The following is a 26,334-nucleotide window of genomic DNA, read 5'->3' on the forward strand; positions in this document are numbered from 1 at the left end:
GGGCCAATCCACAGCCGGCCCAAAGCGTGCTACGCGCAAGGCGGCGAAGCCGAAGTGCCGGAAGAGTGCTTAAGGCGAGGCCGAGGGAAGCGCAAAGCAGGGGGAGCGGGGCCGGGCATGCCTCATTATCGGAGCGATGTCTTGATTATCGGCGGCGGGATCGCGGGCATCACATGCGCGCTCGACCTGCTCGATGGCGGCAAGACGGTGACGCTGCTCGACCGCGACGAGGAGGGCAGCTTCGGCGGGCTTGCGCGCGAAAGCTTTGGCGGCATGTTCTTCGTCGATTCGCCCGAGCAGCGCCGTCAGGGCATTCGGGATTCCCGCGACCTGGCGCTGCGCGACTGGTGCAGCTTTGCGGAATTTTCGCCTGACGATCACTGGCCGCGCGCCTGGGCCGAGGCATATGTCGAGCGTTGTACCGCTGATGTCTATCGGTGGGTGCGCCGCCATGGCGTGAGCTTCCTGCCCGTCGTCAATTGGGTCGAGCGCGGCGAATTCGCCCCGGGCAATTCGGTGCCGCGCTTTCACATCGCCTGGGGCACCGGCAAGGGCATCGCCGATGCGCTGATCGCGGCCTTGCGGACGCACCCGAACGCCGGCCGGCTCACGCTTTGCTTCAACCACCGCGCCGAGCGGCTCGCCTTGCGGGCCGGCCGTATCCAGGGCGCGGCAGGCATCGACGAGAGGAGCGGCGCGGCGTTCGAGGCCGAGGCCGAACACGTCGTGGTGGCTTCGGGCGGCATCAACGGCGATCTGGAACGAGTGCGCCAGAACTGGAATCGTGATTGGGGCGCGCCGCCGGCCGAGCTCTTGAACGGCTCGCATCGCTTTGCCGACGGGAGGCTGCATGACGCGACGGCGGCGATTGGAGGCGTGCTGACGCATCTGGACAGGATGTGGAACTATGCGGCCGGTGTGCACCATCCGCGGCCCCGCAAGCCCAATCATGGGCTATCGCTGGTGCCGCCCCGCTCGGCGCTATGGCTGAACTGGCGGGGCGAGCGGATCGGCCCGCAGCCGCTCGTGTCCGGTTTCGACACGCGCCGACTGGTAACCGCCATCTGCGGGCAGGAGCGCAAATACTCCTGGCAGCTCTTGAACCGGAAGATTGCACTCAAGGAGCTCGCGATTTCCGGCGCCGAGTTCAACCCGGCGATCCGGGACAAGAACCGGATCGGATTCTTGCGCGACATTCTGTTCGGCAATCATTGGCTGGTGAACGAGATGATCGGTCACTGCCAGGATTTCGTCACCGCGAACTCGCTGCCCGAACTCGTCGGCAAGATGAATGCGCTGCAGGGCGATCAGTCGGTCGAGCTCGGGGCGATCGAGGACGCCGTGCGTCAATATGATGCGACGATCGCGCGCGGCGAGAGCCTGATGAACGACGAACAGCTCCGCCGCATTGCTCATTTGCGCAACTATCGCGGCGACCGCATCCGCCTGTGCAAGTTCCAGCCAATCAATGACGCAAAAGCATTGCCGCTGATCGCGGTTCGTGAATTCATCATCAGCCGCAAGAGCCTCGGCGGCATCCAGACTGATCTGTCGAGCCGGGTGCTTGAAGGCATTGGGCGCCCGATCGAGGGACTGTATGCGATCGGCGAGGCCGCAGGCTTCGGCGGCGGCGGCATGCACGGCCTGCGCGCCCTCGAAGGCACCTTTCTCGGCGGCTGCATTCTCTCAGGCCGCATTGCGGCGGCCGCGATTGATGGCAGAATGTCTTTTCTGAAGGGATGAGGGGACAAGATGAAGAGAACGGGAGCGTGGCTCACGGTTTACGCGCTGGAGCAAATCGGCGCGCGCTTCACCTTCGGCATTCCCGGGGTGCACACCACCGAGCTCTACGACGCACTTAACAACTCCAACCGCATCACGCAGGTGCTGGTCACGCACGAAGGCGGTGCCTCGTTCATGGCGGATGCCATAGGCCGACTCACTGGTTCCGTCGGCGTGCTGACCGTAGTACCGGCCGCGGGGTTGACGCATGCCGCAAGCGGCATCGGCGAAGCCTTCCTCGACGGCGTGCCGATGCTGGTGCTCTCGGGCGGCCCGCGCACCGACACCTCCCATCGCTATCAGTTGCACCAGATGGACACTCACAAATTCATGGGCGGCCTGACCAAGGCGACCTTTCGGGTCACGCGCCATGACGAGGTCGTGCCGACGCTGTTTGAGGCCTACACGATCGCGACCTCCGGCGAGCCGGGCCCGGTGTTCGTGGAATTGCCGGTCAACATTCTTCTGATGACCGAGGACATCGGCGAGCTGCCGCAGTTTCAGCCGCCAAAGCCGCCGGCGATCGAGGCGGGCGCGGAGATCGCGCGGGCGGCGGAATTGCTGCTGGCCGCCAAACATCCCGGCATCTTTGCCGGGTGGGGCGCCCGCGACGCGACGGCCGAGCTGGTTGCATTGGCCGAATGGCTGGAGGCGCCGGTGGCGACGACATTGCAGGGTCTTTCGGTCTTCCCTGGAAACCATCCGCTGCACACGGGCTTTGGTTTCGGTGCGTCGGCTGTACCGGCCGCGCAAAATGCCTTCAAGGGCTGCGATGCCATGGTTGCAATCGGCACCCGTTTTGCCGAGATCGCAACCGGCAGCTATGGCGCTAGCGTGCCGGAGAACCTGATCCATATCGACATCAACCCTGACGTCTTCAACGCCAATTATCCGGCCAAGGTCGCGCTCGCCGGCGATGCATGCGCCGTGTTGAGGCAGCTCTTGGAGGCGCTGCAGGGAAAAGGGGCCGGGCGCGCTCAGGGCGCGCTGCGCGAGCAGATCAGGAAGCACAAGGCCGCCTATCGCGAGAGCTGGTATCGCCACGATGCGAATGGCCTCGTCAATCCCGTGCGCTTCTTTGACGAATTGCGGCGCCAGATGTCCGACGACGGCATTCTCGCCATCGATGACGGCAATCACACCTTTCTCACGGCCGAGCTGATGCCTATCCACGCTCCGAAAAGCGTGATCCTGCCGACCGACTTCAACTGCATGGGCTATGCGGTGCCAGCGGCGATCGGCGCCAAGCTCGCATTCCCTGACCGCTCCGTGCAGGCGATCGTGGGCGATGGCGCGTTCATGATGACCTGCATGGAGATCCTGACTGCCGTCTCCAACGGCCTCGGCATCGTCTATTACGTCTTCAACGACGGCGAGCTCGCGCAGATCGGGCAGGCCCAGGCCATTCCCTATGGGCGCAAGCCCTGCACGACCATCGGCAAGCTGAACATCGAGGGCGTCGCGCTCGCAACCGGCGCGGCCTATGTGCCGATGAACGATAACAACGAAATTGTGGGCGCCATCGCCAAGGCACGGGAAATTGCCAACGCGGGCCGTCCCGTGATTGTTGCAGTCCGCATCGATTATTCCAAGCGCACCGCCTTTACGCTGGGTGCAGTGAAGACCAATTTCGGGCGCTTCCCCCTGAACGAGAAGCTCCGCTTCCTGGCGCGGGCGGCGGTGCGGCACGTGGTGGGTTAGAACGTGATCGCTCGGGACTGAAGCGGAACGTCAATCCCGATCCGTCATCTTGAGGTGCGAGCCGGCGGGTCCGCGCGAAGCGCGGCCCGATGACAGGCTCCACGAGCTGGGATGAACGGCCCCGCTGCAACAGCCGGGCCGTCGCCCTTCGAGGCTGGCTGTCGCGAGCATCTCAGGGTGACGGTCATTGTTGGGAGTTCGTGTCGGGCCGACACAGTCAAGCTCCGGCTAATGACAGAACGATTGTCCATCATCTGGGCCGCCGGCTTAAGGCCGGGGTGGTGAATCGCGATCACATCACGGCGCGAAATTCCACGCCGTGCAGGCGAATGGTCGGTGCCATGCCGAAATGATTGCCGCCGAACACGCGCAGGCGCCGCTCGAGGTCCTCCTTGGTGATGTCGAGCGGGATATCGCAGATCGAGCGGTAGACGCGTCGCGAATATTTGGTGCCGTTCCACTGCAGCTCGGAGACCGGCAACGGCGCGGGATCGCAGGCCAGCCGCTCCGCCAGATTCCAGAACAGCCGCGCCAGGTGCGCATAAGCGAGTCCTTCGAGGCCGAGCACGTCGATGTCCGAAGGGATCGGAAACCGCACCACGTTCAAAATCGGACCCGAGTCCACGCGCTCCGCCATCTCATGCACGGTCACGCCGAATTCGCTGGCTTCTTCGTACAGCGCGAAATGGGCCGGCGCCCATCCGGGATAGCGCGGCGGGCCGGGATGGAAGTTATAGGCGCCAAAGCCGAGACCGTTGAGCACGTGCGCCGGCACGATCACCGTCGTCGCGAAAGCAAGCAGGCGGCTTCGCGCCAGGGTCGCTTCATCGAATTCCGCGAATTGGTCCGGTGTTGCTACGGCATGAATGGTGAGCACGGGATTGTGCTCGCGCAACACGGCCTCCAGCGCCATTTGCTCGGGCGGCTCCGTGACGAGAATGATGCTGTCGAACATCGGCACTCCGGGCGCGCAGAACTCATCTTCGAGTCAAAATGTCGCACGCGGGTGTAAAGATCGCGTCAACCATGGGCCGCAAGACGCGACCAAGCTGTCCCTTTCAAGGCGCCTCGTTTAAAAAAGAGGCTTCAAATTGTGGCGCAAGCCGATCCGCTGTATGGCTCGTTTCTGAAAGCGGCGGTCGCGGTCAGCAGTCTCTTGTTGCCGGCCAGATTTGAGGGATTCCAGCCAAGTCCGGTCACGAACAGCGGCCATTGATAGAACAACCGGACCACCACGATGTCGCAGGCGCCGCCGGGGTTGTATTGCATGTTGCCGCCCTGGAAATTGCCGCTGCTGTCGATCGGATTGTTGATCACGATGCTCGAGAATGAAGGATAGCTTTCGACGTCGATGGAGATGCCACCGCAAGTGAAGAGCGCCGGCACTTGGCTGCAGACGTAGGATGCGAATTGCGATTGTGTGTAGGATGCGGTCTGTGCCTGTCCCGTCTGGATCATCCGCGCTGAATCCTGTGTGATCGTCTCCAGCAACTGCCCTGCAAGAAACATGGTGCCGGCCTCGATGGTCGCAAACAGTAGCGCGAAGAACACCGGAGCGACCAGCGCGAACTCCAGTGCGGCCGATCCTCTGCGGCTGCGCCGAAAGCGGCGCAGTAGCTGGCGATGCGAAACGGCGCATGTGGCGGCTGATGGCATCGGCAATCCTCGGTTTGACGGGCGATCTTGCTCGCGCGAGCCATTGGATTAGCCGAAACTCATTGTCGAAATGTTTCACGTGATAGTTCGAATCCCAAGCATTGGGTTGTCAAAACATTAACCTGACTCATCCTGGCCGCCGGCCCGCGCGTTCAATGACGCTCGTGCACGGCCGCGGCGAATCTGAAACTTAGCGACTAATCCGAAAGAGCGCGTTTACCAGGGATTCTATTTCTGCACCCGCGGCGCAACCGGCCGCTCGCGACTCTCCGATACCATTAATATCCCTTCGACCATTCGTGGCCTATACCGCCCGGACGAAAACCCGACAGAGGTGACCCGCCATGTCCCGAATCCGATCGGCCTTCGTAGAGTTCGCACGCGCGGAGGAGGGCAATCTCGCCGTCATCTTCGCCATCGCGATCCTGCCAATGCTCGTCGCCGTCGGCGCTGCGGTCGACTATTCGCGCGCCTCTCTCGCGCGCACCCAGATGCAGAACGCGCTTGATTCCACCGCGCTGATGCTCGCCAGGGATCTCGCCTCGAACGTCATCACTACTTCCCAGATTCCCACCAAGGGACCAGCCTACTTCTCTGGCCTCTACACCAACAAAGATGCCCAGAACGTCTCGGTTACCGCGAGCTACACGCAAGGCAGCGGCACCACTAAATCGACCGTGCTGGTCACGGCAAAGGCGCAGATCAAGACCGATTTCATGCAGGTCGTCGGGTTTCCGCTAATGAGTTTCGACGCGAGCTCCACCGCTGTCTGGGGCTTCAACCTACTACGCGTCGCGCTGGTCCTCGACAACACCGGCTCGATGAACGACTACAACAAGATCGGCGCGCTCAAGACCGCCGCCAACAACCTCGTCACCCAACTGTCGGGGCTCGCACAGAACAATGGCGACGTCATGATCTCGGTGGTGCCCTTCGAGGTCGAAGTCAACATCGGCAAGTCCTACAAGAGTGCTACCTGGCTGCGGTGGGATCTCTGGGATGCAAACAACACCAATTCTTGGGGCGGGACCTATTGTAGCGGCGGCTCGTGGTTCACCAAGGCCGAGTGCCTTGGCCATGGCTACACCTGGGGCGACACTCAAAGCACTTCCGATACATCGCTGTGGAACGGCTGCGTCAGCGACCGCGACCAGAGCTACGACGTCTCCTCCACGGTGCCGAGTTCAACCGCGACGAACTTCCCCGCGGACCAGGAGCGGTACTGCCCAGTCGCAGCGCTCTTGCCGTTGACCTACAATTGGTCCAGCGTCACCAGCACCATCAACTCGATGACCGCTAACGGCGCCACCAACCAGACCATCGGCTTGCAGTGGGGCTGGCTATCGCTGCTGCAGCAGGCGCCGCTGAACGCGCCTGCCGAAGACCCCACCAAGGTCTATCAGCACGTCATCGTGCTGTTTACGGACGGATTGAACACCGCCGACCGCTGGTACGGCAACGGCTCCAGTACCTCCACTCAGGTCGACACGCGGATGAAAGCCCTGTGCGACGCGATCAAGCAGACCAACACGACGATCTACACCGTCCAGATCGATACCGATGGCGCCGGACAGTCGGCGGTGCTGCCGTACTGCGCGTCATCGGCCGGCAACTTCTATATGCTCACCAACCCGAACCAGATCGCGACGGCATTCGCGGCGATCGGCACCCAGATATCCCAGTTGCGCGTGGCCAAGTAGGCCGCGAACCGCGCGAACGGCGAGGCGCAGCCTGCACAAGTGAGGAGGTTGGCTGCCCGCATCTGTGCATAGCGGATCGCGCTTTTGCTAACTCAATCAAGTTTAGTAGCCGGTTCGTCAATGGTGGACCGCGCCCGAATGCCTCGTCAGGCGCGTAAAATGAACGGCTAGTGTTATGTCTCTGACGGTTCATCCCGTCATTCCGCGGCCCGAGCGGAGCGAAGGAGCGCGGAATCCAAATTACTGTGTAGTTATGTATTCCGGGCTCGTCGTTTCCGCGGCACCCCGGAATGACAGGATGTCGAAGTCACGACCTTACTTCTGAGGGCAGGCTGAGTTCGCGGTCACGTTATATTGGACGCATAGCGACTGGCGCGGGCGCGTGTAACTAGAGTCGGTCAAGGTGACGCCGCTCTTGTTCATGACGTAGCCCACAGCCGGCACGTAGGTGTAGGTGACGCTCGAGTAGATGATGTAGGTATTGGCGACCTGGAGCGAGCTGGGAATGGATACGATCGTTCCAGCGGCGAGGGGCGTCGAGCCGTCACTGTTCTTGGCCCATTGCACGCGGGCCTGTAGCGACGAATTGACCCACAATTCGAGGATGGACTGTTTCACGGCGCTCGGTGAGGGAGGGCACGGGCTTGTCGGCGTAACAAAGGGGGACATAATCGCGCTCGAGGCGCAAAAGAAATTGTTCAGATCAGTATCGTTGAGCGATGACGATTGAGAAGTCAGGTCCGAGATCGCGTGCGCCGTGATCGAGACCTTGCGGTATGCGCTAATGCCGTTGGTGATTTCGACTAGCCCGAAGAACAGCACAAGCATGATCGGAGCGATAACGGCAAATTCTGTCGCGGCGATCCCGCTGCCGTCACGCACCAGACGCGTCACGAGAAGCGACATGCGCTGCCAGCTCTTCGTCTTGCCATTCATCGTAGTTGCCCCGGCTCAACCAAGATCTGGCCGGACTATGCAGCCTCGGGCTTAAGCAAGGTTTAACCCTTGCTCAGACTCTCGGGGTGATCCAGGCGTGAATCGTTTGGCATGGTTCAAGGCCTTTCGCTGGGCAACCCCGCAAAGCAGCGGTTCCGCCTCTTGCGTCGGCATCCGTGCATCCCATGTTCGCTGTGCGGGCTGGTGGTTCGGGAGCGGGCCGATGGAGAGCCGCGTCGATTTCGCAAGCGAGGCGTTTTTTCGTGATCCGGGCGCGGCCATTGCGCGGCTGCGTGCAACCGCCCCGGTGGTTGCGAGCTATTTTCCGATCACGGGCCGGGTCTGGGTCACCACGACCCACGAGGCAACCGCCAAGGTCCTGAAGGATTCGGCGAATTTTACCTTGCGCAAGGACGACGGCGCGGTCGCCGGGCTGCGCTGGTGGATGCCGTCGTCCATCACGGTGCTCGCCAACAACATGCTCACCACCGACGAGCCGGACCATACGCGGCTACGCGGCATCGTGGATGAAGCCTTTCGCCGTCGCGCGGTGCTAGACATGGAGCCGCACATCCGCGCCATTGCCGATCGGCTGGCCGATGGGCTGTTCGCAGACGGCGAGCCGGCGGATGTGGTGGCGCGCTTTGCGCGCATCCTGCCGCTGTCGGTGATTTGCGAGCTGCTCGGCCTGCCGCAAGAAGATCGGCCGCAATTCATTGCCTGGGCCAATGCGCGGTCGCGGCTCACCGGCCCGATCAGCTTCTTTCGTCTGATTTCGGTGGTCAAGAAGATGCGCCGCTATTTCGAGCAGCGGCTGGCATTTGCGCGCGCGCAAGGCGGCGAAGGGCTGATCGCCGAGCTGGTGCGGGTGGAAGGTGAGGGCGGCGGCATCAGCGCCAACGAGCTGGTGTCCATGCTGTTCCTGCTGCTCGTTGCGGGATCGGATACGACCGCGCATCTGATCAGCGGCTCCGTGTTCGAGCTCTTGAAGGATCCGTCGCGGCGGGATTGGCTCGCGGCCGATTGGAGCCGGCTGCATCTCGCCATCGAAGAATTCCTGCGTTTCGTCTCGCCGGTGCAATTCTCCAAGCCGCGCTACGTGCGCCAGGACCTCGAGCTCGAAGGCGTGCGCCTGAAGAAAGGCGACAAGGTCATGGCCATGATCGTCGCCGCGAACCTCGATCCGGCCGCGAACGAACATCCGGAGCAGCTTGACCTGTCGCGCCGGCCGAACCGGCATCTCGCGTTCGGCACTGGGATTCATTTTTGTCTCGGCCATCAGCTTGCGCGCATCGAGGCGCAGGCCGCCCTGCAGGCGCTGTTCACCCGCTGGCCGAAGCTGCGGCTGGCGGCAAAGCCGGCAGACATCCGCTGGCGCCGTCAGCCGGGCCTGCGGGCGATCGCTAAGTTGCCGGTCTCGGCAAGGGCGTGATCAGCGAGAGCATGATCCGGAAAAAGTGTGCAGCGGTTTTCCGTAAAGATCATGCTCAAACAAAAAGCTTAGATCGCGATGACGATTCAAACTTGATCTCATCGCGCTCTAGAAAACAGGCTGCCCCAGCCCTGGATGGCGCGCGGATCGCATCCGGCGAGGCGCAGGCTCTGATAGAGCGTCACAGCCACGGAGTCGTAGACGGGCACGCCGAGCTCGCTCTCCAGCCTGGGCACGATCGGCGCTCCGCGCATATTGGTGCAGACGATGGCGACCGCATCGCATCCCTCCGCTGCCACCGCGCGTGCCATCGCGGCAATCTCCTCAGGGGTCACGGTCGCAAAGGAGAAATTGTCCTGCAAGCCGAGATGCCGCTCCGCCGTGCAGGCAAAACCCGCGGCCGACCAATTGGCCATGATCTTGCTTTGCACGTCGTCCAGATAGGGCGTTACCAGGCCGACGCGCTTGGCGCCGGTTCGCTCAAACACATCGCGGAAAGCAAGGACCGAGGTGCAGGCGGTAATGCCGGTCGCGGCGCGGATGCGCTCGCATAAATGCTCGTCGCGATCAAAGCCGAGCCACGCGGCCGAGGTGCCGTTCCAGGCGATGACATCGACTTTGGCGTGGGCCAGCAGTTCGGCCGCACGGAGCAATTCGGTATCGTCGAACTGCTGCAGCGCCTGATGCGACAGCGCAATTTCGGTGACGCGAAAGCGGGAGAAATGCGCGGTCACGTCCGGAACACCCGCGAGCATCGCCGCCGTCATCGGCTCCAGCACGGTGTTGGACGACGGCGTCAGCATGCCAAGGCGCACGGGAGGGGGCATGGGAGCATCCTATCAGCAATTGTACAGCGTCGAAGCACGATGGTGTTGGGTCGAGCGGACTTCCCCTCTATCACCGTCACCTTGACGGTGCTCGCGAAGCGAGCCTCGAGGGACGACGGCCCAGATGCCGCAGTGGGGCCGTTCATGCTTCGAGGCTCGTGGAGCCTGTCATCGGGCCGCGCTTCGCGCGGACCGGTGGCTCGCGCCTCTGGATGACGGTTTGACACCGCGGCTTTACACGCCCTCACGCCGCTTCCTTGGTGGCGACCTCTTTGATCAGGTTCAGCACGTAGCGCTTCATATCGTTGAATTCCGCTCCCGTCACGTCGCGCGGACGCGGCAAGTCGAACTCGACGAGATCGCGGATGCGCCCGGGCCGTCGCGTCATCACCACGATCTTGTTGCCGAGCACCAGCGCCTCGTCGACGCTGTGAGTCACGAACACGATGGTGCCGCGGTGCCGCTGCCAGATGCCGACCAGCTCTTCCTGCATCTCACTCTTTGTTTGCGCATCGAGCGCAGCGAAGGGCTCGTCCATGAGGATGACCCGCGGATTCATGATCAGCGCACGAGCAATCCCGACCCGCTGGTTCATGCCGCCGGACAATTCGGCCGGGTAGTGCGCCTCAAATCCCTTCAGCCCGACGAGGTCGATGAACGCTTGTGCCCGCTCGCGCCGCTCGGCCTTGCCGACGCCCTTGAGCTTGAGGTGGAAGGCGATGTTTTCCGATACTGTCAGCCATGGCATCAAGGTCGGCTGCTGAAACACCACGCCCCGGTCGGCGCCGGGGGTTTCGACGAACTTGCCATCGACGCTGACGCGACCGCGCGTCGGCTTCTCGAAACCGGCGATGATGTTGAGCAGGGTGGACTTGCCGCAGCCGGAGGGGCCGAGCAGGCAAACGAAGTCATTGCTGGCGATCGAGAGATTGATATCGTCGAGCGCCGCGACGTCCCGGCCGCGCGATTTGTCGTGGAAGGTCTTGCTGATCCCTTCGATGCTGATCTCGGCCATCGCCCTAGCCTCCACGCCCGGCGACGGTCGTCGCCTTCTGCCAGTGCAGCACCGCGTTCATGAGCTGCTTGATCAGGAGATCGGAGGCGAAGCCGAGCACGCCGATCGAGATCATCGCCGCCAGCACGATGTCGTAGCGCAGGAAGTAATAGGAATCCCACAGCACATAACCGAGCCCGCTCTTCACCGCGACCATTTCGGCGGTCACCGTGAGCATCCAGGCCGAGCCGATGGCGATGCGCAAGCCGGCAAAAATGGAGGGCAGCGCGGCCGGCAGCACGATATGCCAGAGCATCTGCCGTTCGGAGGCGCCCATCATCGCCCCGGCCCGGATCAGGTTACGGTCGACGGCCTTTACCCCATGGATGGTGTTCATCAGGATCGGGAAGAACGCGCCGAGGAAGACGAGGAAGATCGCCGGCTTGTCGGCGATGCCGAACCAGATGATCGCCAGCGGAATCCAGGACACCGGCGGGATCGGCCGCAGCATCTGCAAGGTCGGTTCGAGCGTGGCTTCAGCGGTGCGCCACCAGCCGATCGTGGTGCCGAGCGCAATGCCGGCCAGCGCGGCGATGGCAAAGCCGGTGGCCACGCGCCAGGCGGAGGAATAGGCATCATGCAGCCAGTGGGCGGAATAGCTTTGCGTGGTCTGGTCGATGCCAAAGATCCAGTCGGCGAGCGCATGCAGCACGGCGCTTGGCGCCGGCAGCAGCGCTGGCGGCAGAAAGCCCGCACGCGCGAAGGCTTCCCAGCCCGCGAGCAGCAGCGCCGGGACGATGATGCGGTCGAACCGTCGTCCGAGTTTCGGGAGCGCGGCGATACGCCCGGTCAGCTCAATAGCCGAGCTCATTCTTCGACCTCTTCGTCGCGGCTTGGAGGAAGGAATAGTCGGTGGTCTTGTCAATCAGCGCCGTCACATCGGTCGCGACATATTTCAGATCCTTCATCATCTTCGCGATCGCGATCGTCTCCGGCTTGTGGATGGCATAATCCGGGAAGGCATTGTCGAGCGCGGCTTCGGCGATTGTCTTGTCCAGTCCCGTCTGCTTGACGATCACACCGGCCCACACGCTTCTATCGGCCTTGATCTTGTCGACCATGGCGACCACGGCCGCAACCGTTGCCTGAACGTCGGCGCGGCGCGCGGCGATCACGTCGGACCGGGTCACGATGATGTTGGTCAGGTTTCCGGCGGCTTGGTCGTAGGGCAGTACAAAGGAATTGCCCGCGCCGGCCGCGCGGATCTGGGAGGCGAACGGCTCGACCGAGCAGACCATGTCGATCTCACCGCGCCGGAGTGCGGCGATGTGGTCGGAGGGGTTGGGAATGTTGACGAACTGTACGTCCTTGTTGACGTCGATGCCTTGCTTGGCGAACGCCCCGCGCATGTGGATGTCCTGCGCGTTGCCGCGCGATGCCGCGACCTTGAGCGGGGAGCCGGCCGCCTTGCCCTTCTCGATCAGCGCCTTGAAGGCTGCCCAGTCGCCCTTGGGCAGATTGAGTGCCGGCGCGGAGAGGCATTCCGAGCCGCCGTTCACCTCGCCTGAGATGGCGACGACATCAAAACCTTTGTCGAGCGCGGTGACATAGTGGAGATAGGTGACCTGCGCGACGTCGATGCTCTTCGAGACCAGCGCGGTCAGCACATCGTTGCCGGAATTGAAGCCGGTGGCCTCGATGCTCACGCCTTGCGCGAGCCCTGGTGTCAGTGCCATCGGCAGGCAATGCGCGCATTTGGCATAGCCGAGCTTGATCGGCGCGCCGTCCGCCCAGGAGCGCTCAGGCATTGCGCCGAGCAGGCCTGCGACAAGGGCAAAAGCGAAGGCGGCGGAGAGCTTCTTTCGCACGATTAAGAACCTCCAAACGAGCGTGGGTAGAACCGGTGTCGCGTGCGAGCCTCGCAGGAGAAAAATGCACCCGCAAGGATTTTTTGAATGCTGCATACAATTTGTGCCAAGTGACTATGAAACAAACATGTTTTGTCTATAATAAAGGCGAGAAAACCGCGTCTCTTCCTGCAATAGATGAGACTTCGGAGGAATAGGTTTTGGAGCAACAACCGAGGAAACGCGGCCGTCCGCGCAAAAGCAGCATCGATCAAGCATTCGGCCAGAGCTTGCGCTTGCGCCGGGTATCCTTGCACGAGCGCGCCGTCGAGCGGCTGCGCAGACTCATCATTTTCGGCGAGCTCGCACAGGGGACGGAGCTCATTGAGGCCGAGCTGTGCGCGTTGCTCGGACTGTCGCGCACGCCGCTCCGTGAGGCACTGAAGCTGCTCGCGGCCGACGGTCTCGTGGAATTGCGTCAGAACCGCAGCGCCCGCGTCGCGGTGATGAACTCCGAGGAGATCGTCAACCTGTTCGAGGCACTCAGCGGAATCGAGCGCCACGGGGCCGAGCTTGCCGCAGCGCGCATGAGTGCGGCCGAAATCGCGCAGCTCGCCACTATGCAGGAGGAGATGGAGCGCCATTTCGCGGATAACGACATCGATCCCTATTTCAAGCTCAATCAGGCGCTGCATCAGGCGATCATGAGCGGCGCGCGCAATCCGTTGCTCAGCGAGACCCATGCGCGGCTGATCGCGCGTGCCGAATGGGCGCGCTATTCGGCGCTGGGCTCGCGACGGCGCTGGGACGAATCGGTGCAGGAGCATCGCGGGATTCTTGCCGCGCTGGAGGCGCGCGACGCGGAGGCCGCCGGCCGGCTGCTCGCCAAGCACGTCATGAATACCGGCCGGGAGGTGGTGCAGGCGTTGGCCACCGATGCGCGGTCGCGGGCCAACACCGCGGCGGCGTGAGAGGACGCAATATGCGAATCTTGATCTTGAACCCCAATACCACCGAACCCGTCACGGGGCTGCTCACCGCTGCCGCGCGCACGGTGGCATCTCCCGGGACCGAGCTGGTGCCTTTGACGGCGAGCCGCGGGGTTCCCTATCTCGCAACGCGCGCGGAAGCGCAGATCGGCGGCGCCATTGCGATCGAGATGTTGGCCGAACATCACGGCGAAGCGGATGCGGCGATCATCGCGGCGTTCGGCGATCCCGGCCTGTTCGGCGCGCGCGAATTATTCGACATTCCCGTGATCGGCATGTCGGAAGCGGCGATGCTGACCGCGTGCCTGCTCGGTCGGCGCTTTGCCATCATCACCTTCACCGCGGCCTTGACCGGCTGGTACCGCGATTGCGTCGAGATGCACGGGCTAGGTGAGCGCTGCTGCGCCGTGCGTGCCCTTGAGCAGTCGTTTGCCTCGATTGCCGAGGTGCAGGAGGAGAAGGAAGAGCTGCTCGTGGCGCTCGCCAACAAGGCGGTGAACGAGGATGAGGCCGAGGTGGTCATTCTCGGCGGGGCGCCACTTGCGGGACTGGCATCCCGCGTCCGCGAGCGCGTGGCCGTGCCGCTGGTCGATCCCATCGCCGCCGCCGTCAAGCAGGCGGAGGCGCTGGTGACGCTAAGCCCTCGCAAGGCGGTCGCGGGCGCGTTCCGGCGGCCGGCTGCCAAGCCGACACGGGGCCTTCCCGACAAGCTCGCGGCCTGGATCGAGCATCGCGACATCGCCTCCGCCGCCGAATGATCGGCTTATGCTCACAACAGGGTGGATCAGGACATGACATTCGACACCATCATCCGCGGCGGCACTGTGGCGACAGCCTCCGACACCTTCGCTTGCGATGTCGGCATCAGGAACGGGCGCGTCGCCGCGCTAGGCCATGATCTCGGCGATGCCAAAGAGATCATCGATGCCAGCGGTCGCCTGGTGCTGCCCGGCGGCATCGATAGCCACGTGCACATCTCCCAGCCGAGCGGGCCCGGCATCGTCATGGCCGACGATTTCGAAAGCGCGACGCGCGCCGCCGCCTTCGGCGGCAACACCACGGTGCTTCCGTTCTGCTTGCAGGAGCGCGGCCAGAGCCTGCGCCAGGCGGTCAAGGACTATCACGCCAAGGCCGAGGGCAATTGTTATATCGACGTCAGCTTCCATCTCATCATCTCCGATCCCACCGACCAGGTGCTGGGCCAGGAACTCCCTGCGCTGATCAAGGACGGCTACACCTCTTTCAAGGTGTTCATGACCTACGAGGACCTCGCGTTGAGTGATCGGCAGATCCTCGACGTGATGGCAGTTGCGCGCGAAACGCAGGCGCTGATGATGGTGCACGCCGAGAATTTCGACGCCATCCGCTTTTTCACCGATCGGCTCGAGCGGGCAGGGCAGACCGCCCCGCATTTCCACGGCACCTCGCGCCCCATTCCGGTCGAGCGCGAGGCGACGCACCGCGCCATTGCGCTGGCAGAGCTGGTCGATGTGCCTGTGATGATCGTTCACGTCTCCAACCGCGAGGCGATGGAGGAGATCCGTCGCGCCCAGCAGCGTGGCCTGAAAGTGTTCGGCGAGACCTGTCCGCAATATCTTGTTCTCACCGAGAAGGACATGGAAGGCCTCAATATGGAGGGCGCCAAATATGTCTGCAGCCCGCCGCCGCGTGATGCCGCAAGCCAGGCAGCGTGCTGGGAGGGCCTGCAGCAGGGCGTGTTCAGCGTGTTCTCCAGCGATCATTGCCCGTTCCGCTATGACGAAACGGGCAAGCTCGCGCCGAAGGGGCGCACCAGCTTCCGCTGGGTGCCGAACGGCATTCCCGGCATCGAAACGCGGTTGCCGATCCTGTTCTCCGAGGGCGTGGTGAAGGGCCGCATCGATCTCAACCGCTTCGTCGCGCTGTCCTCGACCAACCACGCCAAGACCTACGGCCTCTATCCACGCAAGGGCACCATTGCAGTCGGCGCTGATGCCGACATCGCGATCTGGGATCCCACGCGCGAGGCCACGATCAGTCAGAACGTTCTGCATCACGGCGCCGACTACACGCCCTATGAGGGCCTGCAAGTCACCGGCTGGCCGGTCACGACGCTCGTGCGCGGCGGAATCGTCGTGGCCGACGGCGCGCTGGTGGGCCGCAGGGGCGCCGGACAACATCTCGCCCGCGATGCCTCGCCGTTCGCGAAGCAGTCATAGGATGGCTGGGCCACCGGTCGCGCGAATGCGCGCCCGATGACAGGCTCCGCGAAACCCATCATTCTTCTGCGGTCGCAATGGGTTTTGCTTTCGCTCGATCCATCCTACACGCCAAACCAGCGCCGCGAGGAACCTCCTAGCACGTCCTTCGTTCCGTCTTCGCTTGATGGACGTGGAGTGCCGAAACCATGGCCGATAGGAAGACGGCACGGCGCACGCCGCTGCTCACGCTGACTGTGGTGGTGGTCGCGATCATGGGCATCGCGCTGGTCGCCGGCGGTGCCTGGCTGACGCTCTTGGGGGGCTCCTCTTATTACCTGATCGCCGGCGTTACCCTGCTGCTCACCGCCTGGCTACTGTCCATCCGCCGCGCCGAGGCGCTGTGGCTCTATGCGGCGCTGCTATTGGGAACGATGGCCTGGGCCATTTCCGAGGTCGGTTTCGACTTCTGGTCCCTGGCGCCGCGCGGCGACATTCTCGTCCCGCTCGGGGTCTGGCTGTTGCTGCCGTTCATCACCTCGCATCTCGCGCCCGGCGCTCGTCTCGGCAGACTTGCGCTCGGTGGCGTGCTCGCCTTGGCGCTGGTGGCGCTCGGTCTTTCGCTACGCGCCGACCGCTACGACATCGCCGGCACCTTATCGGCCGAAGCCAATGCTGCCCCGACCAATCCGCCATCAGCGGAGCCCGCGACAGCACAAGCGGACTGGACCGCCTATGGCGGCACCGGCTTCGGCACGCGCTATTCCGACCTCGGCCAGATCACCAAGGACAATGTGAATGATTTGAAGCTCGCCTGGCAGTTCGAGACCGGCGACAAGAAGGGGCCGGACGATCCCGACGAATTCACCAATGAGGCGACCCCGCTGAAAGTCGGCGATCTCCTCTACACCTGCTCGCCGCATCAGATCGTGTTCGCGCTTGATGCGGCCACCGGCAAACTGCGCTGGAAGTTCGATCCGCAAATTGAGCACAACAAGACCTTCCAGCACATGACCTGCCGCGGCGTCGCCTATCACGAGACCAAGCCAGGCGCGGTGACCGCCGACGGCGCACCGGCGCCGAGCGAATGCCCAAAGCGTATTTTTCTGCCGACCAACGATGGCAGGCTGTTTGCCCTGGATGCCGAAACCGGCAAGCCTTGCGACGGCTTTGGCGAGCACGGCCAGATCGATCTGAAAGAGGGCAACGAGATCAAGACGCTCGGCTTCTACGAAGGGACCTCGCCGCCGGTCGTTACTGACAAGATCCTGATCGTGGCAGGCGCCGTGATCGATAATTATTCCGACCGCGTGCCTTCCGGCGCCATCCGCGGCTTCGACATCTATTCCGGCAAGCTGATCTGGGTATTCGATGCCGGTAATCCCGATCCCAACGAGATGCCGTCCGCGACCCACCACTTCGTCCCGGGATCACCGAACTCCTGGACAGTTGCTTCCGTCGACGAAAACCTCGGCCTGGTCTATGAGCCGCTCGGTTCGAGTTCGCCTGATATCTGGGCCGGCAACCGCACGCCGGATAAGGAGCGCTACGACTCGGCGCTGGTGGCGCTCGACATCGCGACTGGAAAACTGCGCTGGTCGTTCCAGAACGTGCATCACGATCTCTGGGACATGGACATGCCCTCGCAGCCGAGCCTGGTCGACCTGCACACCGATCAGGGCGTGACGCCCGCGATCTATATCCCGGCGAAGACCGGAAATATCTTCGTGCTCGATCGCCGCGACGGGCGCCTCTTGGTGCCGGCGCCGGAAAAGCCGGTCCCGCAGGGCGCCGCGCCCGGCGATCACGTCGCACCGACGCAGCCGTTCTCGGACTTGAGCTTCCGCCCGCGCGAGAAGCTCACCGAGGCGCAGATGTGGGGCAGCACGATGTTCGACCAGTTGATGTGCCGCGTCAAATTCAAGCGGCTGCGTTACGAGGGTCCATTCACACCGCCATCGGAGCAGGGGACGCTGGTCTATCCCGGCGATTTCGGCATGTTCGAATGGGGCGGCATTGCGGTCGACCCAAAGCGCGCAATCGCCATCGCCAATCCGCAATCGGTGCCGTTCGTTTCGCGGCTTGTGCCGCGCGGCGAGAACAATCCTGCCGCACCGAATTCCGCGCACCCGCCGGGTACGGAGCTCGGCGTGCAGCCGATGTACGGCACGCCTTATGGCGTCGATCTCGGCGTTTTCCTGTCGCCGCTCGGCATTCCCTGCATGGCGCCGCCTTGGGGCAGCCTCGCGGCGCTCGACTTGAAGACCAACAAGATCGTCTGGCAGCACCGCGTCGGAACCATCCGCGACGAGGCGCCACTGCCGCTGCCGTTCAGGCTCGGCGTGCCCATGCTGGGCGGCCCCATCGTCACCGCGGGCGGCGTGGCGTTTCTCACGGGCACCATGGACGATTACATCCGCGCCTTCGACGTCAATGATGGCAAGCTGTTATGGCAAGACCGGCTCCCGGCCGGCGGCCAATCGACGCCAATGACCTATGAGGTCGGCGGCAAGCAATATGTCGTCACCGTCGACGGCGGCCACGGCTCGTTTGGCACGAAGCTGGGCGATTACGTGCGGGCTTACGCGTTGCCTTGAAGCGCATATAGGATGGATTCAGCGAAAGCGAAACCCATCAAAATGCTGGTGAGAGAAAGGGTGGGTTTCGCGTTGCTCAACCCATCTACGAGCTGACATCACATCACCTTGCGCGGATCGAGCGCATCGCGCAGGCCGTCGCCGATGAAGTTGATGGCGATGACGGTGAGAAAGATTGCACCGCCCGCGAACAGGGCCCAGTGCGGCGCGATGTCGAGATAATCCTTGGCATCGTAGAGCAGGCGGCCCCACGTCGGGATGTCAGGCGGAAAGCCGAGGCCCAGGAACGACAGCGTCGACTCCGCGATGATCGCCGCCGCCACGTCGATGGTGCCGGCGACGATCACCGGTCCCAGCGCATTGGGCAGGATATGCCTGATCACCAGCCTGAGATCGGAGGCACCGAGCGCGCGGGCAGCTTCGACGAACTCCGCCTCGCGCAGGGAGAGGAACTGCGCCCGCACCAGGCGGGCCACTGGCATCCAGCGAAAGGCGCCGATCACCAGCACGATCATGATGAAGACGCCGCCTTCCGGGCCAACCAGGCCCTTGAGGAAATCGCGAAACAGATAGATCACCAGCAATAGCAACGGCAATTGCGGCAGTGACAGGAACAGGTCCGTGATCCACATCAGCGCGGCATCGATCGCGCCGCGCGACATGCCGGCAATGGCGCCGATGATGGTGCCGGCAATCATGGCCACCGCCATCGCGGCAAAACCGACGGCAAGCGAGATCCGTCCGCCGTAGAGCATCCGGGCCAATAGGTCCTGGCCGAGATCGTCGGTGCCGAACGGGTGCTCCCAGGAGGGCGCGCTCAAGCGCGCCGTAAAGTCGATGTCATTGATCGGAATGCGCCAGAGGAATGGCCCGACAATGATCGAGAGCGCGAGCAGTGCCAGGACAACGACGCTGGCCGCCGCGAGGCGATGCCGCCAGAAGCGCCGGAAAGCGTCACGGCCCGGCGAGAAGCGCGGCTCGCGCGTCGCGGCCGGGGCGGTCGCCTCAGCCGTAGGAGATGCGTGGGTCAAGCCAACCATAGATGATATCGGCGAGCAGGTTGAAGACAACGACGAGGCAGGCGAACACGAAAGTGACCGCCATGATGACAGGCGTGTCGTTGGCGAGGATCGCGCTGATCAGGAGCGAACCGATGCCGGGAATGCGGAAGATCTGCTCCGTGACGATGGCGCCACCGAACACACTGGGCATCTGCAGTGCCACCAGCGTCACCACCGGGATCAGCGCATTGCGCAGCACGTGCTTGATGAGGACCTTGGCTTCGCCGATGCCCTTGGCGCGCGCCGCCATGACGTAATCCAGCCTGATCACGTCGAGTACGGCGGATCGTACATAGCGCGTGTAGGAGGCGGCCTGGAACAGCCCAAGCACGGCGATCGGCATGATCGCCTGCTTGAAATACTCCCAATACCAATGCCAGCCGGTGGCAGAAATATCGGCACGATAGACGAAAGGCAGCCAGCCCAGATTGACGGAAAAGATCAGGATCAAAAGCAGGCCGGTGAAGAATGTCGGCAGCGAAAAGCCGATGAAGGCGACGGTATTGGCGAGCTGGTCGAAGATCGAGTAGGGCCGCATCGCCGCATAGACGCCAACCGGCAGCGCCACCGCAAGTGCCAGAAGCTGCGCCGTGCCGACAACGTAGAGCGTCGTGGGAATGCGCTGCAGGACGAGTTGGTCGACATCGACGCGGCTGGCAAAGGAAAAGCCCCAGTCGCCATGCAGCATCGCCGCCAACCAATGGAAGTAGCGGACGAGAATGGGATCATCGATCCCGAATTTCACTCGGAGCGCTTCCCGCACCTCCGGCGGAATGTTCGGATTGCTCGCAAGCTCGCCGAACGGATCGCCCGGGGCGAGTGCGAGCAGCACGAACAGTATGAGACTGATGCCGACCAGGCTGGGAAGCGCGATGACAAGTCGCCTGAGGAGATAGTTTCCCATCACTTCCCCTAGTGAGATTGGATCGAGCTATCGCGGCGGCGCTTTACCTCTCCCCGCCGGGGAAAGGTGGAATGAGTTCGCGGGCGGACCGATCGAGCCAAAATTCATCCGCTTTATGCTTCGCGATACCAATTCGCGATCTGCCAGAGATCATTGTCCCACCCGCTCTCGTGCACCACCATGCCGTTCTTCAGCGCGGTCGGTCGCGGGCGGTTGATTTCCGGCAGGATGTAGTGATCGCCGACGACGAGGTCGTTCATCTTGATGAAGATCGCCGCGCGCTTCACCGGATCAAGTTCGCTCTGGGCCTGACGGAAGAGGTCATCATACTCCTTGTTTTGCCAGCGCGAGATATTGCGGCCCTGCCATTTGTTTTCCTTGGTCGCCACCTCCCAGGAGGTGAATTGATTCATGAAGAACTGCGGGTCGGCCTGCGGCATTGTGGTCTGATACATCTGGGCATCGCAGTAGAAATGCGAGTAGGTGTCGGGATTGGCAGTATCGGAGGAGAAGAACACTGAGGCGACAATCGATTTCAGCTCGACGTCGATGCCGGCCTTCCGGCAAGCCTGCTTGACGATGGCCTGGTTCTTTTGCCGGGGCGAATTGATCGAGGTCTGGAACGCGAATTTGAGCTGCTTGCCGTCCTTGGCGCGAATGCCGTCCGAGCCCTTCTTCCAGCCGGCGGCCTCCAGGATTTGATTGGCCTTCTCGATATTGAACTCGAACTTGGTGTTTTTTGAGCGGAAGCGTTCGGGGTTGTTGAGGAAGTTGGCCGTGGCGATGCCGGCGCGGCCATAGATGAATTTCTGCACCGAGGCGCGATCGATCAGCAGGTTGATGGCTTCGCGCACGGCCGGATCAGAGAACAGCGGATGCCTGGTTTTGATGCTGGCACGCTCGCCGTCCACCTCGACATTCGGATCAGTGACGTTGAGTGCGATATATTCGATGTTGCCGGTGGGAACGATCGAGATCCTGCCCTGGCCGCCGTTTTCCAGTTTCAGCAGGATCTCGTCCTCGACCTGCATGTTCCAGCCATAGTCATATTCGCCGGTCTGCAGCACGGCCCGAGCCGCCGAGACGGCATCGCCGCCGCCCTTGATTTCGACTGTGTCGAAATAGGGCCGGCCCGCCTGGTGGTAGTCGGGATTGCGTTTGCCCGAGACGCTGTCGCCCGGCTTGAAATCGGAGAACAGATAGGGGCCGGTGCCAACCGGCTTCAGATTGGTCGGCGCATCCCGCGATTTGCTCCCCGCATAATCCGCGAACAGATGTTTGGGGATGATCATGCCGTAGGAAGCGACAAAGGCGTCGGCCCAGAACGGAGTCGGCTGCGCGAAAGTCACACGCACCGTATGGTCGTCGACCTTCTCGACCAGCTTGATATCCTTGTAGCTGCCGATGGAGACGGCGGCGGTCTCCGGATTTTTCGCATATTCCCAGTTGAACACGACATCGTCGGCGGTAAAGGGCGCGCCGTCATGCCACTTGACGCCGCGCTTCAGCTTCCAGACGACCGACAGACCGTCCTCGGCTAATCCGTCGTTCTCCTTGCCCGGGATCTCGGCGGCAAGGATCGGCACGAGATTGCCGTCCTTGTCCCACCCGGCCAACGGTTCGTAGAACAGGCGGCATGCTTCCTGGTCCTTGGTTCCCACCGCAAAATGCGGATTGAGCAAGGTCGGCGCCTGCCAGAGCAGCAGCTTGAGCGGACCGCCGCCGCCGGCCTTCGGCGGCTTGTAGGTGATCGACGGCTCGGCCATTGCCACCCCTGATTGGCTCAACATCATGCCGGCCATCGGCGCAGTGAGGCCGAGGGCAACCATGCTGCGCACGAAGGTGCGCCGCGACAGGCGCCCGTCCTTAACCTTCGCGATCAGGTTTCGAAGTTCCCGCTCGTTCATCGGATTGGCTCCACGGTGGTGCTTGATCGTCACATCGTGTCTCCATGCTTGAGCTTGGAGCGGGGCGAAAGTGGATCAGCTTCGACGGGGCCTGTCAAAGCAGAATCCGGGCCAACTCATAGGCCAAAAGCCGAACGCTCTGCCGCGCCGCAACTCGGCCGCGGTCATGGATTTCCGCTCGCGAACAGCGTCGCCTGGTGGCCTTGCCTGACCAACTACTCGGTCAGGTGGGAAACGACACACTCCGTTCCGCCGTCGAGCCGCGGCGGCACGCTCTCGACCAGCGAAGCAATCTGCGCAATTCTCATTCCGTCCTCCGTATGCAACCAGTCTGCGGGTGCTCCGGGGGGCGCTTCTCCGGTTGTCGCCTTTGTGCTGCCGGCCTGGCGGCAGCAGAGCTAAGAACATCAAAGCTCCATACTCGTTCCGGCCGCGTATTTTCCGGGTAGGCGCCGTCTCATCCTTCTTTGCAAGGACGTCCGGGGGCTCTTGAAAGCGCGAGCGCTGCTTCTAAGTTGATGTGCGCGCGCTGGTTTGCAGCCGCGTGCATCGGGCGCCTTTGCAAGGGCTCGGTCGACGGATGCCGGACACGGTGCCGCCGCGCTCGTAACCATGTTGCTCGGAAGGAGAACTTGGTTATGGCCGCCCTTGATCTTGTCCCGCTGTGCCGGTCCTGCAATCCCAACCTAGCGTGCGCGAAGACGCTGGCGGCCTGAGATAGTCCGCTGGCTCTTCATACGTCCGCGGCGTGGCTTTCATAGCGGCCGCGGGCGCCAGCCATAACGCTTTGTACGAGAGAAGGAGAACATGATGGCAATCACTGATCTCATTCCCTGGGGCCGCGGCCGCAACGTGGCCGTACGACGCAACGAAGACTACAACCCGATCCTCACCCTGCATCGGGAGATGAATCGCCTGTTCGACGACGTCTTCCGCGGATTTGATCTCGCACCCTTTGGCGACCGCTTCTTCGATCGCACGATGGGCTGGCCGAGCATCGAGGTCAACGAGAGCGACAAGGACGTGAAGGTCACGGCGGAATTGCCGGGACTGGACGAGAAAGACGTAAAGGTCGAGCTTGCCCACGGCGTGCTTTCGATCAAGGGCGAGAAGAAGACCGAGACGGAGGACAAGGATCGGCTGTTCAGCGAGCGCTATTACGGCCGGTTCGAACGACGCATTCCGGTTGAGGACGTTGACGAGGACAAGATCTCTGCCGCGTTCAAGAACGGCGTGCTGACCGTCACCATGCCGAAGCTGCCGCAGGCGGAATCGAAGGTGAAGCGCATCACCATCAACAAATGACGCTGGCGGGAGCATCTGGTGCTCCCGCGTCACCTGGGCGACCTGGAATGCTGCGCTCATCGGAGCTCGCCTTGAAATCGACGCCTGTCGCAGCTAGGCCCGCCTGCATGAGTTCCAACATCGAGCCCCTGGCCAGAGAAATGGCCGCGCGCATTTGCAGGCGGGAAGGCATGCCCGAACCTGAGATCGGCGCTTGGGTCGATCTGCATTGGCCTTGCGCCGCGGCCATGCTGGAGGCCGGGCTGATGGACGAACGGGGGGAATGGGTGCCTGGTCAAGACCTGGTGCGGGGCTTTGAAGCCTACCGGGAGCGGCTCGAACGCTCGCCCAAACGCTCGGTCGGCTGAGCCTTCGAGGCACGTCAGTTACGGGCGCCGGAGCCTGCCGGGTAGCCTTTAGGCCTATATTTAGGCTCTGAATCTGCTGTGACGCGCAAAAAACCGCGAAAATCCCCGGAAAAAACGCGACAAAGCTGTGTAGAAGGCTCTAGGTTTTTGCCGGTTCGATTATTATCGCATCGGACGAATCAGAGGAGACACAATGGCTACCCAACTGTCCAAATCGCAGCTACTCGAGAGAATCTCGACGGCAACCGAACTTTCCAAGCGCGACGTGAAGAACGTCCTGGATACGCTGACCGATGTCGGTCACAAGGAGCTCAAGAAGAACGGGGTCTTCCTTGTGCCGGGGTTCGCGAAGTTCGTGGTCGTCAAGAAGCCGGCGACCAAGGCGCGCAAAGGCACCAATCCATTTACCGGTGAGGAAATGATGTTTAAGGCCAAGCCCGCCCGCAAGATCGTCCGGGCAAGGCCGGTTAAAGCCGCGAAGGACGCAGTCTAAGATAGGGACGCAGTCTAAAATAAAGGCCCCCGAAATGGGGGCCTTTTGTTTGAGGGCTGGCGCTGCAGCCTGTCGGGTCCTAGTCGGAGATCACCTCCAGCGGATACACGTCGATCGCGGGCTCCTCATAAGGATGCGCTCTTCGGATAGCCTGCAGAACTTCGCGCAGTCTCTCTTCGGTGCAGACGGTCTCGATCCGCTCCTCGTCCACCTCTTCAAGCTTGCCGACTTCGCCAATCGAGGGGTTCGCGCCCGCATTGGGTTTGAAGCGGCCGACCCCTCTGGTGGTGAAGGAGCAGTGGGAGTAGTTGCCGATCTGTCCGGCGCCGGCTTGCGCCATTGCGTCGCGCACCTGCTCTCCGTGCGACGCCGGCACAAACACGACGATCTTGTATTGTCTCATCGGAAGCCGCTCGCATGCGATCGCCCTGCCGGCGGGCCGCCGGCGGCATTCTTCTTGCTTTTGCCCCGGCGATCGATTGGAGGCAAACCACAATGTCCGCAACGGCCGACATAATTATCAAAAATGCGCGTTTGCTGGGCCGCGCCGATGGCGTGGTGGACATTGCGATCTCCGGCGGCGTCATTCTCGCTGTGAATGAGCGACTTGCCGTCGATGCTCCCGCGATCGTCGACGCCGAGGGCCGTCTGGTCACACCGGCCTATGTCAATCCGCATCTGCACCTCTGCAAGGTCTGGACCCTGCCGATGATGTCGGAGGCCGCGCTGGAGGCGTATCAGGGCGCCGGCATGAGCGAGGCGGCAAAGGCGATCGATCTCGCCGCCGCGGTCAAGGCCAAGTACGACACGTCCTGGATCATTCCGAATGCGCGGCGCGCCATGGCGCTGGCAGCGCTCCACGGCAATCTCCATGTCCGCGCCTTTGCCGATGTCGACAGCAAGGCGCGGCTGGAGGGTGTGAAAGCGCTGCTCGCGGTCCGCGACGAATTTCGCGGTATCGTCGACATCCAGGTCGTTGCTTTCGCGCAGGACGGAATCCTGCGCGAGCCGGGCACCGAGGCCTTGATGCGCGAGGCGATGGCGATTGGCGCCGATGTCGTCGGCGGCATCCCCTGGATCGAGACGAGTGAGACCGATCAGCGCAAGCACATCGAATTCTGCTTCGATCTCGCTGCCGAGTTCAATGCGGATATCTCGATGCTGCTCGACGATGTCGGTGATCCTGATATGCGGACCTTGGACATGATGGCGCGAGCGGCGATCCCGCGCGGGTTCGAGGGCCGCGCGCTCGCGCACCATTGTCGTGCGATGGCGCTCTATCCTGCAACCTATTTCGGCGAACTGACCGCGCTGTTGCGGCAGGCACGGGTCTCGATCGTCAGCGATCCCCATACGGGTCCGCTGCATGCCCGGGTCAAGGAATTGCTGAATGCGGGCGTCAATGTCTGCCTCGGCCAGGACGACATCTCGGACGCGTACTATCCGTTCGGCAGAAACAACATGCTGGAGGTCGCCTTCCTGGCCTCGCACCTGCTGTGGATGACCAAACGGCGCGAGATCGAGGCTTTGCACGAGATGATCACGACGCGTGCNGCCAAAGCCATCAACCTCGGGCGATACGGCCTGGAAGCCGGCTGCGAGGCCAATCTGGTGGTCCTCCATCAGTCCGATGTCGCCGACGCGCTTCGCTTCCACGAGCCGCCGCGCCTCGTCGTCAG

23 protein-coding genes are annotated in these 26,334 nt (G+C 62.8%); 12 read left to right on the forward strand and 11 right to left on the reverse strand.

What is annotated here, in order from left to right; all coding sequences use genetic code 11:
- The first annotated feature begins 117 nt into the window (after positions 1-117).
- Positions 118-1,743 carry an FAD-binding dehydrogenase gene (locus F758_RS0126865; RefSeq protein ID WP_024510781.1) on the forward strand — a complete coding sequence of 542 codons (1,626 nt, stop codon included), beginning with the start codon at positions 118-120 and terminating at the stop codon, positions 1,741-1,743.
- 9 nt (positions 1,744-1,752) lie between these two features.
- Positions 1,753-3,483, forward strand: coding sequence for a thiamine pyrophosphate-binding protein (locus tag F758_RS0126870; RefSeq protein ID WP_024510782.1), 1,731 nt, complete (start codon positions 1,753-1,755; stop codon positions 3,481-3,483).
- A 292-nt stretch (positions 3,484-3,775) separates the two neighbouring features.
- On the opposite strand, the gene F758_RS0126875 is transcribed toward F758_RS0126870, so the two are convergent.
- Positions 3,776-4,438 carry a formyltransferase family protein gene (locus F758_RS0126875; protein ID WP_024510783.1) on the reverse strand — a complete coding sequence of 221 codons (663 nt, stop codon included), beginning with the start codon at positions 4,436-4,438 and terminating at the stop codon, positions 3,776-3,778.
- A 131-nt stretch (positions 4,439-4,569) separates the two neighbouring features.
- Positions 4,570-5,139 (reverse strand): TadE/TadG family type IV pilus assembly protein, encoded by a 570-nt coding sequence (locus F758_RS0126880; RefSeq protein ID WP_024510784.1) that lies wholly within the window; start codon positions 5,137-5,139, stop codon positions 4,570-4,572.
- A 344-nt stretch (positions 5,140-5,483) separates the two neighbouring features.
- Here F758_RS0126880 and F758_RS44635 point away from each other — a divergent pair, with 344 nt between their 5' ends.
- The gene (locus F758_RS44635; RefSeq protein ID WP_035723171.1) at positions 5,484-6,839 is read left to right on the forward strand and encodes a TadE/TadG family type IV pilus assembly protein; all 1,356 of its coding nucleotides are present in this window, start codon (positions 5,484-5,486) and stop codon (positions 6,837-6,839) included.
- Between the two features lie 315 nt (positions 6,840-7,154).
- Here the strand turns inward: F758_RS44635 and F758_RS0126890 are convergent, their stop codons facing one another.
- A complete protein-coding gene (locus tag F758_RS0126890; RefSeq protein WP_024510785.1) occupies positions 7,155-7,775 on the reverse strand; it encodes a TadE/TadG family type IV pilus assembly protein in 621 nt (206 codons plus the stop codon).
- A 223-nt stretch (positions 7,776-7,998) separates the two neighbouring features.
- On the opposite strand from F758_RS0126890, the gene F758_RS0126895 reads away from it, so the two are divergent.
- On the forward strand, positions 7,999-9,207 hold the full coding sequence (locus tag F758_RS0126895) for a cytochrome P450 (protein ID WP_024510786.1): 1,209 nt from the start codon (positions 7,999-8,001) through the stop codon (positions 9,205-9,207).
- A 98-nt stretch (positions 9,208-9,305) separates the two neighbouring features.
- On the opposite strand, the gene F758_RS0126900 is transcribed toward F758_RS0126895, so the two are convergent.
- The 4 genes from F758_RS0126900 to F758_RS0126915 form a co-directional block, all read right to left on the reverse strand.
- On the reverse strand, positions 9,306-10,034 hold the full coding sequence (locus F758_RS0126900) for a maleate cis-trans isomerase family protein (protein ID WP_024510787.1): 729 nt from the start codon (positions 10,032-10,034) through the stop codon (positions 9,306-9,308).
- Between the two features lie 244 nt (positions 10,035-10,278).
- Complete coding sequence (locus F758_RS0126905; RefSeq protein WP_024510788.1) at positions 10,279-11,049, reverse strand: ABC transporter ATP-binding protein; 771 nt, start codon at positions 11,047-11,049, stop codon at positions 10,279-10,281.
- A 4-nt stretch (positions 11,050-11,053) separates the two neighbouring features.
- Positions 11,054-11,899 carry an ABC transporter permease gene (locus F758_RS0126910; protein WP_035723174.1) on the reverse strand — a complete coding sequence of 282 codons (846 nt, stop codon included), beginning with the start codon at positions 11,897-11,899 and terminating at the stop codon, positions 11,054-11,056.
- On the reverse strand, positions 11,883-12,836 hold the full coding sequence (locus F758_RS0126915; RefSeq protein WP_051387057.1) for an ABC transporter substrate-binding protein: 954 nt from the start codon (positions 12,834-12,836) through the stop codon (positions 11,883-11,885). Before F758_RS0126915 ends, F758_RS0126910 begins: the two co-directional genes overlap by 17 nt.
- Before the next feature lie 335 nt (positions 12,837-13,171).
- Here F758_RS0126915 and F758_RS0126920 point away from each other — a divergent pair, with 335 nt between their 5' ends.
- The 4 genes from F758_RS0126920 (at position 13,172) to F758_RS0126935 (ending at position 18,638) form a co-directional block, all read left to right on the forward strand.
- Positions 13,172-13,846 carry a GntR family transcriptional regulator gene (locus F758_RS0126920; protein ID WP_349543370.1) on the forward strand — a complete coding sequence of 225 codons (675 nt, stop codon included), beginning with the start codon at positions 13,172-13,174 and terminating at the stop codon, positions 13,844-13,846.
- An 11-nt stretch (positions 13,847-13,857) separates the two neighbouring features.
- The gene (locus tag F758_RS0126925; protein WP_024510792.1) at positions 13,858-14,622 is read left to right on the forward strand and encodes an aspartate/glutamate racemase family protein; all 765 of its coding nucleotides are present in this window, start codon (positions 13,858-13,860) and stop codon (positions 14,620-14,622) included.
- A gap of 33 nt (positions 14,623-14,655) precedes the next feature.
- Positions 14,656-16,062: a dihydropyrimidinase gene (gene hydA / locus F758_RS0126930; protein WP_024510793.1), complete on the forward strand. Its 1,407-nt coding sequence runs from the start codon at positions 14,656-14,658 to the stop codon at positions 16,060-16,062.
- Positions 16,063-16,250: 188 nt separating this feature from the next.
- On the forward strand, positions 16,251-18,638 hold the full coding sequence (locus tag F758_RS0126935; RefSeq protein WP_024510794.1) for a membrane-bound PQQ-dependent dehydrogenase, glucose/quinate/shikimate family: 2,388 nt from the start codon (positions 16,251-16,253) through the stop codon (positions 18,636-18,638).
- 98 nt (positions 18,639-18,736) lie between these two features.
- On the opposite strand, the gene F758_RS0126940 is transcribed toward F758_RS0126935, so the two are convergent.
- The 3 genes from F758_RS0126940 to F758_RS0126950 form a co-directional block, all read right to left on the reverse strand.
- Positions 18,737-19,678: an ABC transporter permease gene (locus F758_RS0126940; protein ID WP_024510795.1), complete on the reverse strand. Its 942-nt coding sequence runs from the start codon at positions 19,676-19,678 to the stop codon at positions 18,737-18,739.
- Positions 19,644-20,603, reverse strand: a complete 960-nt coding sequence (locus tag F758_RS0126945; RefSeq protein ID WP_024510796.1) for an ABC transporter permease — start codon at positions 20,601-20,603, stop codon at positions 19,644-19,646. The genes F758_RS0126940 and F758_RS0126945 overlap by 35 nt, the downstream gene beginning before the upstream one ends.
- 113 nt (positions 20,604-20,716) lie before the next feature.
- The gene (locus F758_RS0126950; protein ID WP_024510797.1) at positions 20,717-22,510 is read right to left on the reverse strand and encodes a peptide ABC transporter substrate-binding protein; all 1,794 of its coding nucleotides are present in this window, start codon (positions 22,508-22,510) and stop codon (positions 20,717-20,719) included.
- Between the two features lie 810 nt (positions 22,511-23,320).
- On the opposite strand from F758_RS0126950, the gene F758_RS0126955 reads away from it, so the two are divergent.
- The 3 genes from F758_RS0126955 (at position 23,321) to F758_RS0126965 (ending at position 24,655) form a co-directional block, all read left to right on the forward strand.
- Positions 23,321-23,815 carry an Hsp20/alpha crystallin family protein gene (locus tag F758_RS0126955; protein ID WP_024510798.1) on the forward strand — a complete coding sequence of 165 codons (495 nt, stop codon included), beginning with the start codon at positions 23,321-23,323 and terminating at the stop codon, positions 23,813-23,815.
- Between the two features lie 107 nt (positions 23,816-23,922).
- Positions 23,923-24,162, forward strand: coding sequence for a hypothetical protein (locus F758_RS0126960; RefSeq protein WP_024510799.1), 240 nt, complete (start codon positions 23,923-23,925; stop codon positions 24,160-24,162).
- 193 nt (positions 24,163-24,355) lie between these two features.
- Complete coding sequence (locus F758_RS0126965) at positions 24,356-24,655, forward strand: HU family DNA-binding protein (protein WP_024510800.1); 300 nt, start codon at positions 24,356-24,358, stop codon at positions 24,653-24,655.
- A 79-nt stretch (positions 24,656-24,734) separates the two neighbouring features.
- On the opposite strand, the gene F758_RS0126970 is transcribed toward F758_RS0126965, so the two are convergent.
- Complete coding sequence (locus F758_RS0126970; RefSeq protein WP_024510801.1) at positions 24,735-25,058, reverse strand: YqfO family protein; 324 nt, start codon at positions 25,056-25,058, stop codon at positions 24,735-24,737.
- Between the two features lie 92 nt (positions 25,059-25,150).
- Between F758_RS0126970 and F758_RS0126975 the strand changes: the two genes are divergently transcribed.
- A partial coding sequence (locus tag F758_RS0126975; RefSeq protein WP_024510802.1) for an amidohydrolase family protein occupies positions 25,151-26,334 on the forward strand: 1,184 nt, incomplete at its 3' end.

This window comes from Bradyrhizobium sp. ARR65, from assembly GCF_000472385.1.
GTDB lineage: Bacteria > Pseudomonadota > Alphaproteobacteria > Rhizobiales > Xanthobacteraceae > Bradyrhizobium.

Bases quoted from the DNA above. Each gene is read 5' to 3' on its own strand.
- F758_RS0126865 (WP_024510781.1), top strand. From the start codon at position 118: ATGCCTCATTATCGGAGCGATGTCTTGATTATCGGCGGCGGGATCGCG.
- F758_RS0126870 (WP_024510782.1), top strand. From the start codon at position 1,753: ATGAAGAGAACGGGAGCGTGGCTCACGGTTTACGCGCTGGAGCAAATC.
- F758_RS0126875 (WP_024510783.1), bottom strand. From the start codon at position 4,438: ATGTTCGACAGCATCATTCTCGTCACGGAGCCGCCCGAGCAAATGGCG.
- F758_RS0126880 (WP_024510784.1), bottom strand. From the start codon at position 5,139: ATGCCATCAGCCGCCACATGCGCCGTTTCGCATCGCCAGCTACTGCGC.
- F758_RS44635 (WP_035723171.1), top strand. From the start codon at position 5,484: ATGTCCCGAATCCGATCGGCCTTCGTAGAGTTCGCACGCGCGGAGGAG.
- F758_RS0126890 (WP_024510785.1), bottom strand. From the start codon at position 7,775: ATGAATGGCAAGACGAAGAGCTGGCAGCGCATGTCGCTTCTCGTGACG.
- F758_RS0126895 (WP_024510786.1), top strand. From the start codon at position 7,999: ATGGAGAGCCGCGTCGATTTCGCAAGCGAGGCGTTTTTTCGTGATCCG.
- F758_RS0126900 (WP_024510787.1), bottom strand. From the start codon at position 10,034: ATGCCCCCTCCCGTGCGCCTTGGCATGCTGACGCCGTCGTCCAACACC.
- F758_RS0126905 (WP_024510788.1), bottom strand. From the start codon at position 11,049: ATGGCCGAGATCAGCATCGAAGGGATCAGCAAGACCTTCCACGACAAA.
- F758_RS0126910 (WP_035723174.1), bottom strand. From the start codon at position 11,899: ATGAGCTCGGCTATTGAGCTGACCGGGCGTATCGCCGCGCTCCCGAAA.
- F758_RS0126915 (WP_051387057.1), bottom strand. From the start codon at position 12,836: ATGCCTGAGCGCTCCTGGGCGGACGGCGCGCCGATCAAGCTCGGCTAT.
- F758_RS0126925 (WP_024510792.1), top strand. From the start codon at position 13,858: ATGCGAATCTTGATCTTGAACCCCAATACCACCGAACCCGTCACGGGG.
- hydA (WP_024510793.1), top strand. From the start codon at position 14,656: ATGACATTCGACACCATCATCCGCGGCGGCACTGTGGCGACAGCCTCC.
- F758_RS0126935 (WP_024510794.1), top strand. From the start codon at position 16,251: ATGGCCGATAGGAAGACGGCACGGCGCACGCCGCTGCTCACGCTGACT.
- F758_RS0126940 (WP_024510795.1), bottom strand. From the start codon at position 19,678: ATGGTTGGCTTGACCCACGCATCTCCTACGGCTGAGGCGACCGCCCCG.
- F758_RS0126945 (WP_024510796.1), bottom strand. From the start codon at position 20,603: ATGGGAAACTATCTCCTCAGGCGACTTGTCATCGCGCTTCCCAGCCTG.
- F758_RS0126950 (WP_024510797.1), bottom strand. From the start codon at position 22,510: ATGAACGAGCGGGAACTTCGAAACCTGATCGCGAAGGTTAAGGACGGG.
- F758_RS0126955 (WP_024510798.1), top strand. From the start codon at position 23,321: ATGGCAATCACTGATCTCATTCCCTGGGGCCGCGGCCGCAACGTGGCC.
- F758_RS0126960 (WP_024510799.1), top strand. From the start codon at position 23,923: ATGAGTTCCAACATCGAGCCCCTGGCCAGAGAAATGGCCGCGCGCATT.
- F758_RS0126965 (WP_024510800.1), top strand. From the start codon at position 24,356: ATGGCTACCCAACTGTCCAAATCGCAGCTACTCGAGAGAATCTCGACG.
- F758_RS0126970 (WP_024510801.1), bottom strand. From the start codon at position 25,058: ATGAGACAATACAAGATCGTCGTGTTTGTGCCGGCGTCGCACGGAGAG.